Here is a 10,085-nt window from a genome sequence, read left to right as displayed (position 1 = left end):
GCCAGTAAGCGTTGCTTACTTGAGCTCGACCTTCGCGCCAGCCTTCTCGAGCTGGACCTTGAGCTTCTCGGCCTCGTCCTTGTTCACGCCTTCCTTGACAGGCTTCGGCGCGCCCTCGACGAGGTCCTTTGCTTCCTTCAGGCCCAGGCCGGTGATGGCGCGGACTTCCTTGATGACCTCGATCTTCTTCTCGCCGGCGGCGGCGAGAACGACCGTGAACTCGGTCTTCTCTTCGGCCGGAGCGGCGGCAGCGCCACCACCAGCCGGGCCGGCCACGGCGACAGCCGCGGCAGCCGAAACGCCCCACTTCTCTTCGAGGAGCTTCGCGAGTTCGGCAGCTTCGAGCACGGTGAGGCTCGAGAGGTCGTCAACGATCTTCTGCAAGTCAGCCATTGTTCAGTTTCCTTGAGTGTATGTCTGGTTCGGGTTTGAGTTTTGCGAAGGGCGTCAGGCCGCTTCGCCCTTTGAGGCATGAGCCTGGATGACGCGCGCGAGCTTGCCCGCGGGCGCATTGGCGAGCTGAGCGATCTTGGTCGCCGGGGCCACAAGCAGGCCGACGATCTTGGCGCGCAGTTCATCAAGCGACGGCAGCGAGGCAAGCGCCTTCACGCTGTCGACATTCAGGACGGTCTTCCCCATCGAGCCGCCAATGATGACGAACTTTTCGTTCGCCTTGGCGAATTCGACGGCGACCTTTGGCGCCGCTACCGGATCGTTCGAAGTGGCGATCACGGTCGGTCCCTTCAGCATGGGGCCGATGGCAACGACGTCAGTGCCTTCAAGAGCAATTTTGGCGAGACGGTTCTTCGAGACCTTCACCGAGGCGCCAGCCTGCTTCATCTGCATACGCAGCTTCTGCATCTGGGCAACGGTCAGGCCGGAATATTGAGCAACGACCGCGACGCTCGTGGTCTTGAAGACCCCATTGAGCTGTTCGACCGCTTCCTTTTTTGCCGCTCGTTCCACAGCAAGCTCTTTCCGGTTGGCGGTCATCGCGAGAAGCGGGACCGCCGGGTTGCACCCATCGTCCCACCCAAAACCTGAACCTCGGGGCCAAAACCCCTGGGACACGCGCCGGGCGAGACGACAATTCAAAGCCTGCCCTCCGGGAGCCCTTAAGGCCCACGGCGTGTCGAGGTCCGAACCAGACCCGTTTCGCGAACCAGCCGTTAAAGCTGGGTGCGAAGTGAAATCCGGTCTTCACCCGTCTATGCAGGCCATGCGATTAAGCCGTTGAGAAATCGAAATTTCCCGCGGGCGCCTGCAGTCTTGGACAGGACAAGGTCAGCCGGCGAACCGCCCGACCCCTGCCCGCACTCCACCAACCGACGGGTTTTCCTTCCTTTTCGGGCAAATCCTCACGGACGTCCTGAAAAGGAATGATCTCCTGTCTTGTCGGGTTTTCGGAATGCGTGCACGAACGCGCCAGCCGAGGCCGGCACGTCCGGAAGCGGTTCTTTAACCGCTCGGAGCCCGCTTGCCAAGAGCAAAATTCACACCAGTTCCAATCCACTGGCGGCGGGGCTTGAGACGCCCCGACAAGGGCCGATTCAGGCCGATTTGACCCGGTATGGCAGCGGCTCGCCCGCGAAGAATGCCGTCAGGTTCGCCAGCACGCAGTTCTGCATGGCGACGTGCGATTCGAGGGTGTGGCCGCCGATATGCGGGGCGAACACGACATTTGGGAGCTCCGTCAGCGCGTCGGGGGCGTGCGGTTCCCTCTCGTAGACGTCGAGGCCGGCGCCGGCGATGGTCTTGTCGGAGAGCGCCGCGACCAGCGCCCTCTCGTCGATGACAGAGCCGCGGGAGATATTGACGACGTAGCCGTGCTCCCCGAGTCGCCCGAGGATATCGGCGTTGACGACGTGCTGGGTCTCGGCCCCTGCCCGGACCGCGATCATCAGCACGCTGCACCAGTCGGCGAGCGCCTCCAGCGTCGGGAAATATTGATAGGGCAGATCGTATTTGCTGCGGCTGAAATAGCCGACCTCGCTCTCGAAGGCGGCGCAGCGCGCCGCGATCTTGCGGCCGATCTCGCCCATGCCGTAGACGCCGATGCGGCGGCCGGGCATGCCCGCTTGCGGGCGCATCATCGGCGACTGCTTCGAGCCCGCCCAATCGCCGCTGCGGACATATTGGTCGGCGACCAGGATCCGCCGCGTCGTCGCCAGCATCAGGGTCATCGCGATATCGGCAACCGAGGCCGCATTGGCGCCGGGGCTGTGGCCGACCGCGATGTTGCGCGCGGCGGCCGCCGTCAGGTCGACGCCGTCATAACCGGTGCCGTAGCAGACGATGGCGCCCAGTTTTGGGAACAGGTCCATCGTGTCCGCCCCAAGCGGCGAGCCGCCGGCGGTGAGCATCGCGCGGATGCCGCCGAGCTCATCGGCCGAAAACACCTCAAGCGCCGGCTTGCCGCCGGTGTCGAGCAGTTCGAACCGCTCCGCGAAACGCGCCATCATCGTCTTCGGGAAGCGCGAGTAGATCAGGACCTTGTCAGCCATTTTTTCTTGTTTCCCGGTTCTTGTTTCCGATGAACGCCACAAACGACGAGGGGCGGAATCGGTTGCCCAATTCCGCCCCTCGCCTCATGCAATTTCCAAACCTCAGCCGAGGCAAGCCTTAGCCGAGAATCGTGCCCGGCTCGACCTTCACGCCCGGGCCCATCGTCGAGGACACCGCAACGCGCTGGATGTAGGTGCCCTTGGAGCCAGCCGGCTTCGCCTTCGAGACAGCATCGGCCAGAGCCTTGATGTTCTCGACCAGCTTCTCCTCGGAGAACGAGGCCTTGCCGACGCCGGCCTGCAAAATGCCGGCCTTCTCGACGCGGAACTCGACCGAGCCGCCCTTGGCACCCTTCACCGCACCGGTGACGTCCATGGTCACGGTGCCGATCTTCGGGTTCGGCATCAGGCCGCGCGGGCCGAGCACCTTACCGAGACGGCCGACCAGCGGCATCATGTCGGGGGTGGCGATGCAGCGGTCGAAATCGATCGAGCCGTTCTGCACCTTCTCGACCAGGTCTTCGGCACCGACGACGTCGGCGCCCGCAGCCTTGGCCTCATCGGCCTTGGCGCCGCGGGCGAACACGCCGACGCGGAGCGTACGGCCAGTGCCGTTCGGCAGGGTCACGACGCCGCGGACCATCTGGTCGGCGTGACGCGGATCGACGCCGAGATTGATCGCGACCTCAATGGTCTCGTCGAACTTCGCCTTGGCGCGTTCCTTGACCATCTTGATGGCGTCCGCGAGCGGGTAAAGCTTTTCGCGGTCAACACCTTCGCGGGCTTTGTTCAAACGCTTTCCGATTGCCATGACCGCTTACCCCGCCACTTCCAGACCCATCGAACGGGCAGAGCCCTCGACCATCTTCATGGCCGACTCGATGGAATCGCAATTGAGATCCTTCATCTTCTTCTCGGCGATCTCGCGCACCTGCGCTTTGGTCACCTTGCCGGCCTTGTCACGTCCCGGCGCCTTCGAGCCGGACTGGATCTTGGCGGCCTGCTTCAGGAAGAAGGACATCGGGGGCGTCTTCATCTCGAACGTGAACGAACGATCGGCGTAGATCGTGATCACGACGGGAATCGGGGTGTTCTTCTCTTCCTTCTGGGTCTGGGCGTTGAACGCCTTGCAGAACTCCATGATGTTGAGACCGCGCTGACCAAGCGCGGGACCGATCGGGGGCGAAGGATTCGCCGCACCGGCCGGGACCTGAAGCTTCAGGTATCCGGTCACTTTCTTTGCCATGTATCACTCCTGTTGTGCCGGCAGGGCCGGCGGTTTCAGGTTCGTGGTCTGGGTCGGATGCGGCTGGCAACCGCCCTCTCCCTCCCACGGCCTCTTGCTAGCGTGAAACCGAAGCCTCACGCCTCGTCCGATCAGACCTTCTCGACCTGACCGAATTCCAGTTCGACCGGCGTGGCGCGGCCGAAGATCGACACCGCGACCTTCACGCGCGAGCGCGCCTCGTCGATTTCCTCGACCACACCCGAGAACGAGGCGAACGGACCATCGGCCACGCGCACGTTCTCGCCGATCTCGAACGACACCGACGCCTTCGGCCGTTCCACGCCCTCCTGCACCTGGTGCAGGATGCGCATGGCCTCGGCTTCCGAGATCGGCATCGGCTTGTTCTCGGCGCCGAGGAAGCCCGTGACCTTCGGGGTGTTCTTGATCAGATGAAACGCCTCGTCGGTCAGCTTCATCTTCACCAGCACGTAGCCCGGGAAGAACTTGCGCTCGGCGTCGATCTTGCGGCCGCGGCGCACTTCCGTGACCTTCTCGGTCGGAACCAGCACCAGCTCGAACAGCTCCTCGAGCCCGCGCTGCTTGGCCTGCTCGCGGATCGATTCGGCGACCTTCTTCTCGAAGTTCGAGTAGGCGTGGACGATGTACCAGCGCTTGTCGGTCGATTGGGTTGCAGCGGCTGTTGCCATCAGTGAATGCCCAAAAGGAAGGTGATGAGGTAACGGATGATCTGGTCGGCGGCGAAGAAGAAGATCGAGGCCACGGCGACCATCACGAACACCATGATGGTGGTGATCGTGGTCTCACGACGGGTCGGCCAGGTGACCTTGGCGGTCTCCGAGCGCACTTCCTGCAAGAACTTGAACGGGCTGACTGCCATCGTTTGATGTCCAACGTCCGTCGACAGACGCGAATGAATTTCAGGGATCCGAACAGCCGCCGTTGGCCCAGCCCTCTGTCTCGAAGGATGAGCCGGGAAACCGGGCTCGATTGTTCGGGGATTTAAAGCCGCGCCGGAAATCCGCGTTTAACGGGCCGGCTGCGAGTGCGGGGTAGATACTGCGGATGGGGCCAAAGGTCAAGGTGTGGGCTGCCCGGGACACGCGCGGCCGAGGCCAGCGGACCCGATCCGGATCAAGGGCTTACCCGGCCCGCATGATCCACGGTCCGAGCTTGTCGGCCCGACGCCGTCCTGCCTGTCGATCCTGATTGTCTGGGATTAGCTGGCAGGAGTGGCAGGGCTCGAACCTGCGACCCCCGGTTTTGGAGACCGGTGCTCTACCAATTGAGCTACACTCCTACGGACCCTGCGTCGCCGCGGATCAGGGCCGCTTTCAAGCACAGGGGACGGCCGGATTGCAAGGACGGATTGCAAGGGTGAAGCGCGCTGGCCTCGCTTGTTTAAGCCGCGCCATCTGGGCAACAGTTCACTCCCGATAATAAAGAGCAACCGGGAGTGCCCATGACTGCCACAGCCGCCGCCCAAGCCGCCACCGCGCCGAAAACCCCGCCTTTGCCCGAGGCAAGGCCGGAAACGCTGGGTCTGTCGCGCCCTCGCCTCCAGGCGATGTCGGATGCCTTCAAGCGCGAGATCGACAAGGGAACCATTCCCGGGGTGACCGTGCTGGTGGCCCGGCGCGGCCAGGTCGGCTGGTTCGAGGCGCTCGGCAAGCAGAGCCCGGCCGGACCTGCGCCGATGGCGCTTGATTCGATCTTCCGGATCTTCTCGATGACCAAGCCGATCGTGTCGGTCGGCATCATGGCGCTGGTCGAGGATGGCCATTTGCTGCTCGCCGACCCCGTCGCCAAGTTCATTCCGGAGTTCGCGGACCAGAAGGTCGGCGTCGTCAGCGGCGACAAGCTGGAACTGGTTCCGCCGAAGCGGCCGATGACGGTGCAGGACCTGCTCCGCCACACCTCTGGTCTAACTTATGAGCACCAGGGCGACAGCCCCGTGCACAAGCTCTACCAGGAGTCCCGCGTCCGCAGCCGCAAGATCACCAATGCCGAGCATGCCGCGCTGGTGGCGAGCTTCCCGCTTCTCTGCCACCCCGGCGACGAGTTCAACTACAGCCGCTCCACTGACATCCTCGGCCGTATCATTGAGGTCGTCAGCGGCAAATCGCTCGGCGCGTTCCTCACCGGGCGCATCCTCGCGCCGTTGCAGATGACTGAAACCGCCTTCTCCACCAGCGAAGCCAATGCCAACAGGCTCGCTCAGCCGTTCGAAGCCGATCCCTGGACCGGCGACAAGGTCGCGCTGTTCAACATGCTCGAGCAGCCGGTGATGGAGTCCGGCGGCGGCGGCCTGGTCTCGACCACGACAGACTATGCCCGCTTCGCGCTGATGCTGCGCAACGGCGGCACGCTCGACGGCAACAGGATCATCGGCCGCAAGACGCTGGAGCTGATGGCATCCGATCACCTCGGGCCGCACGTCGTGACCAACGGCACATTGCTGTCGCCGGGCCACGGCTTCGGCCTCGGCTTCGCCGTGCGCCGCGAGGCCGGCATCGCGCCGTTCCCCGGCAGCGTCGGCCAGTATTTCTGGAGCGGCATTGCCGGGACGTTCTTCTGGATCGACCCGAAGGAGGATTTGTTCGTCGTGTTTATGTCGCAGGGCCCGGGGCAGCGCGACCACACGCGGACGCTGGTGCGGGATCTGGTTTACGCGGCGGTGGATTGAGGTAGCGGCGGTTAAGCTAGTTAGTCGCGACGCCGCAACTCCACAATCGCTGTCATGCCCCGGCTTGACCGGGGCATCCAGTACGCCGCGGCGGATGTTGCGAGAGCGAGCACTCTATTGCCGGTCTCTGGAATACTGGATCGCCCGCCTTCGCGGGCGATGACACCAATGTTGGGGTGGGCTGCTTGCCCCTTCCTGCAAGCGCATCAACTGATCGTCGCGCCGCCGTCGATCACCATGGTCTGGCCGGTCATGAAGTCGCCGGCCTTCGATCCCAGGAACACGGCGGCGCCGGCGATCTCGTCGGGGATGCCGATGCGGAGCAGCGGCGAGCGCGAGGTCGAGGCCTTCAAATTCTCTGGATTGTCCCACAGTGCCTTGGCAAAATCGGTCTTGATCAGGCCGGGCGCGATGCAGTTCACGCGGATGTTGTGCTTGCCGTACTCGCAGGCGAGGTTGCGCGCGAGCTGCATGTCGGCGGCCTTGGAAATCGCGTAGGCGCCGAGGATGGTCGAGCCTTTGAGGCCGCCGATCGAGGAGACGATGATGATCGAGCCGTCCTTGCGCTCGATCATCTGCGGCACCACCATCGAGATCAGCCAGTTGTTGGCGACGATGTTGTTGTCGAGAATCTTCCTGAACTGATCGTCGGAGATGCCGGCGAGCGGACCGTAATACGGGTTCGACGCGGCGTTGCAGACCAGCACGTCGATCTTGCCGAAGGCGCGGTTGCTCTCGTCGATGAGGTTTTGCAGATTTTCCTTCGACGAGATGTTGGCGGCGATCGCAACCGCCGTGCCCTTGCCGAACTTGTCGTTGATGCCCTTCGCAACCTCATCGCAGACGTCGGCCTTGCGCGAGGAGATCACGACCTTGGCGCCGTGCTCGGCCATGCGCTCGGCGATCGCAAGCCCGATGCCGCGCGTCGATCCCGTGATGACGGCGACTTTCCCCTTCATGTCGAACAAGGTCATGTTTCTCTCCCAGAGTGCGTTTTGATTGGCTTGAAGCTTACGCCGCGACCGCACGAGCGGACAATGGCGTCAGGCGAGCTTCTTGACTTCCGGCCCCGCCAACTGATGCATCTCGGCGTGCGCGTCATCCGCGATCCACGGCTGCTGGTTGACCATCGGCAAACGCCAGACCGAGCGCTCCGGGCTCGAGAAATAATCGAGCCGCGTGATCGACACATTGTCGATGTCGAACGACAGCGCCCGCTCCACCTGGCCGTCGAGCGCGAGGCCGATCGCCGCCTTGATGGTGCCGCCATGCGCGACCGCGATCACGTCCTGCCCGGCCGCCTCGTTGTTGATCCGCTCAACGGTACGGCGCGTGCGGTTGTAGAGATCCATAAAACTTTCGCCGCCGGGCGCGGGCTCGTTGATGTCGGCGAACCAGCTCGATCCGACGGGGCGGCTCGCGACGAACTGGGCGCGGTTCATGCCCTGCCAGCGACCGAGATTCTGTTCGGCGAGATCCGCTTCCCATTTCATCGACGCAGGCTTCGGGTAACCGGCCGCCCAGATCGCTTCCGCGGTCTGGTGGGTGCGCATCAGATTGCTCGAATACCAGACCGCCTTGCGTGGCAGCACCTTGGCAACAGCATTGAAGACGTAGGTGTCGCTGGTGTCGCAGGCGAGATCGCTCTGGCCGTAAATGTTGCCGCCATCGTTGCGCACCGGCGCGTGACGGACCCACCACCACCGTGTCGTGACCACATTGGGCTTTTCTGCGGCTGCCATCGAAACCCTTCCATCCCGTTTGATGTCGCTGTACGTCAGGTGTGAACGTGTCTCAAGACACTTTACTGTTTCAAATTCTGTTTGAAATTCCGTCGCGCGGCAAGCGTCGCGCAGCATACCAAAGGGAGAAACGCATGGGCCGTCTGCAAGGCAAATCCGTCATCATCACCGGCGCCGGCAGCGGCATCGGCCGCGCCGCCGCACTCCTCTTCACCAGGGAAGGCGCCAAGCTGATAGCGGTCGACCGCACCGAGGCGGTGAAGGAGACCGTCGAGGAGGTGAAGAAGGCCGGCGGTGTCGCGGAAGCTATGATCGCGGACGCGGGCTCCGAAAAGGACGTCATGGCCGTCATCGACAAGGCGGTGAAGACGCAGGGCCGGCTCGACGTGATCTGGGCCAACGCCGGTGTCTCCGGCGGGCTCGTGCCGCTCGGCGAGCAGACCGTGGAACAGTGGCAGGAGGTCTTGCGCATCAACCTGATCGGCCCGTTCCTCGCGGTGAAACATGCGATGCCGCACATGGTGAAGCAGCAGTCCGGCGCGATCGTGCTCACGGCGTCCGTCGCGGGCCTCAAGGCCGGCGCCAGCGGACATCCTTATGCGGCGAGCAAGGCCGGCGTGATCAGCCTGGTCCAGACCACGGCGTATTCGCTGACCGGCACCGGCGTGCGCATCAACGCGGTGTGTCCGGGCCTGATCGAGACCGGCATGACCAAACCGATCTTCGACCGCGCCAAGGAGCGCGGCACCCAGGACAAGATCGGCCAGCTCAATCCGCTGAAGCGCCCCGGCCAGCCGCACGAGCTCGCGGCGATGGGGCTGTTCCTGGCCAGCGACGAGGCGTCGTATGTGAACGGCCAGGCGTTCCCGGTGGACGGTGGTTTGACGGCGTCGATGCCGTATACGGGCAAGCCGGTCTGACATCCGCGCTCTCTCGCGTCCCGGACGCGCTGCAATGCCTCTTGGCGTTGCTGCGCAGCGCCGGGACCCAGCAGACCGCGCACTCGCTGATACATGGGCCCCGGCTCTGCAGCGCATCACTTCGTGCTGCGATGCGTCCGGGGCACGAGACCGTTGTTGAATGGCTGACATGGGCTTGCATCCTCGCGGCGCGTTTCGCCCGAGCTTTGCTTCGTCGCCTCACCCCCTCATGAAAGAGGGCGCAGGGAAGACCGGGAGACGGTTGGCTCCCATGGACCGCCATGCCAAGAGCAGATTGCGCTACAATGCACAGCGGGTAACAGGGCAACCGGAGCATCCCGGCCTTCCCTGCGCAGGGGAGAAGAATGGACAAACAATTTGAGAAAAATCAATGCGATGCGGTTGTTGTGTTCACATCTGTGTCGCGATCCGCCATTGCGCTATAACCGTAGTCTTACGGACCGCGTTAACCACGACACCACCGCATGGTCCGCTCGGCCAGCACAATCGGGAAAGCCGCCATGCTGGTAGCTCGGACCAGGTGCGGGACCGAAGCGCAAAGCCGACATGATCACATACGGCCAGTCCGAATTGGTGCTCGCGTTTCCCGGCCACGCCGGCACCGCCGATATGATCGACAAGGCCGAACGCGCCGGCATCGAAATCGTCAGGGTCGCCTGAGTTCTGGGGTGCGACGTGCGGACCTTGCAGCACAGAACAACACACAGCATTATTGGCGATCATGAAACCAAGCGTCGCTACCCGGCTATCGCCCACCGTCTATGAGAAGCTCGTCGCTGCCGCGTCCGCCAACGGCAGATCGATCAGCGCCGAGCTGGAAAAGAGAATCGAGCAGTCGTTCGAGGCTGGCCAGCCAGACGCTCAGCCGATCGAGCGGCTGGAGACAATGGAGGCGCGACTGGCGAGAGCGAAAGACCCTACCTCTTAGTGCAGCAAATCGCTGGCTGCCACACGGTTGATCGTGGC

General features: G+C 63.5%; 12 protein-coding genes and 1 tRNA gene. 3 read left to right on the top strand and 10 right to left on the bottom strand.

Annotated elements, in window-relative coordinates:
* Positions 1 to 15: 15 nt before the first annotated feature.
* The 8 genes from rplL to AC5ZFO_RS09180 form a co-directional block, all read right to left on the bottom strand.
* A complete protein-coding gene (rplL, locus tag AC5ZFO_RS09215) occupies positions 16 to 393 on the bottom strand; it encodes a 50S ribosomal protein L7/L12 (protein ID WP_063982571.1) in 378 nt (125 codons plus the stop codon).
* Positions 394 to 447: 54 nt separating this feature from the next.
* The gene (gene rplJ / locus AC5ZFO_RS09210; RefSeq protein WP_247967835.1) at positions 448 to 966 is read right to left on the bottom strand and encodes a 50S ribosomal protein L10; all 519 of its coding nucleotides are present in this window, start codon (positions 964 to 966) and stop codon (positions 448 to 450) included.
* Positions 967 to 1,550: 584 nt separating this feature from the next.
* Positions 1,551 to 2,504, bottom strand: a complete 954-nt coding sequence (locus tag AC5ZFO_RS09205; protein ID WP_282521070.1) for a 2-hydroxyacid dehydrogenase — start codon at positions 2,502 to 2,504, stop codon at positions 1,551 to 1,553.
* Positions 2,505 to 2,622: 118 nt separating this feature from the next.
* Positions 2,623 to 3,315, bottom strand: coding sequence for a 50S ribosomal protein L1 (gene rplA, locus AC5ZFO_RS09200; protein WP_014494487.1), 693 nt, complete (start codon positions 3,313 to 3,315; stop codon positions 2,623 to 2,625).
* 6 nt (positions 3,316 to 3,321) lie between these two features.
* A complete protein-coding gene (rplK, locus tag AC5ZFO_RS09195; RefSeq protein WP_006611824.1) occupies positions 3,322 to 3,750 on the bottom strand; it encodes a 50S ribosomal protein L11 in 429 nt (142 codons plus the stop codon).
* 131 nt (positions 3,751 to 3,881) lie between these two features.
* Entirely contained in the window at positions 3,882 to 4,439 is a 558-nt protein-coding gene (gene nusG / locus AC5ZFO_RS09190) for a transcription termination/antitermination protein NusG (protein WP_063982569.1), read from the bottom strand.
* Positions 4,439 to 4,630, bottom strand: coding sequence for a preprotein translocase subunit SecE (secE, locus tag AC5ZFO_RS09185; protein WP_007611620.1), 192 nt, complete (start codon positions 4,628 to 4,630; stop codon positions 4,439 to 4,441). Before secE ends, nusG begins: the two co-directional genes overlap by 1 nt.
* 344 nt (positions 4,631 to 4,974) lie before the next feature.
* Positions 4,975 to 5,050 (bottom strand) — tRNA-Trp (locus AC5ZFO_RS09180).
* A 162-nt stretch (positions 5,051 to 5,212) separates the two neighbouring features.
* Here AC5ZFO_RS09180 and AC5ZFO_RS09175 point away from each other — a divergent pair.
* Positions 5,213 to 6,436 carry a serine hydrolase domain-containing protein gene (locus tag AC5ZFO_RS09175; protein WP_282521071.1) on the top strand — a complete coding sequence of 408 codons (1,224 nt, stop codon included), beginning with the start codon at positions 5,213 to 5,215 and terminating at the stop codon, positions 6,434 to 6,436.
* Positions 6,437 to 6,642: 206 nt separating this feature from the next.
* On the opposite strand, the gene AC5ZFO_RS09170 is transcribed toward AC5ZFO_RS09175, so the two are convergent.
* The gene (locus AC5ZFO_RS09170) at positions 6,643 to 7,410 is read right to left on the bottom strand and encodes an SDR family NAD(P)-dependent oxidoreductase (protein WP_282521072.1); all 768 of its coding nucleotides are present in this window, start codon (positions 7,408 to 7,410) and stop codon (positions 6,643 to 6,645) included.
* A 69-nt stretch (positions 7,411 to 7,479) separates the two neighbouring features.
* Positions 7,480 to 8,178 carry a histidine phosphatase family protein gene (locus tag AC5ZFO_RS09165; RefSeq protein ID WP_282521073.1) on the bottom strand — a complete coding sequence of 233 codons (699 nt, stop codon included), beginning with the start codon at positions 8,176 to 8,178 and terminating at the stop codon, positions 7,480 to 7,482.
* A 134-nt stretch (positions 8,179 to 8,312) separates the two neighbouring features.
* Between AC5ZFO_RS09165 and AC5ZFO_RS09160 the strand changes: the two genes are divergently transcribed.
* A complete protein-coding gene (locus AC5ZFO_RS09160) occupies positions 8,313 to 9,098 on the top strand; it encodes an SDR family NAD(P)-dependent oxidoreductase (protein ID WP_496122000.1) in 786 nt (261 codons plus the stop codon).
* Positions 9,099 to 9,840: 742 nt separating this feature from the next.
* Positions 9,841 to 10,047: an Arc family DNA-binding protein gene (locus AC5ZFO_RS09155; RefSeq protein WP_496121999.1), complete on the top strand. Its 207-nt coding sequence runs from the start codon at positions 9,841 to 9,843 to the stop codon at positions 10,045 to 10,047.
* The last annotated feature ends 38 nt before the right edge of the window (positions 10,048 to 10,085 follow it).

Source organism: Bradyrhizobium sp. Unk1 (assembly GCF_059512345.1).
This window is presented reverse-complemented; position numbering and strand designations above follow the sequence as displayed.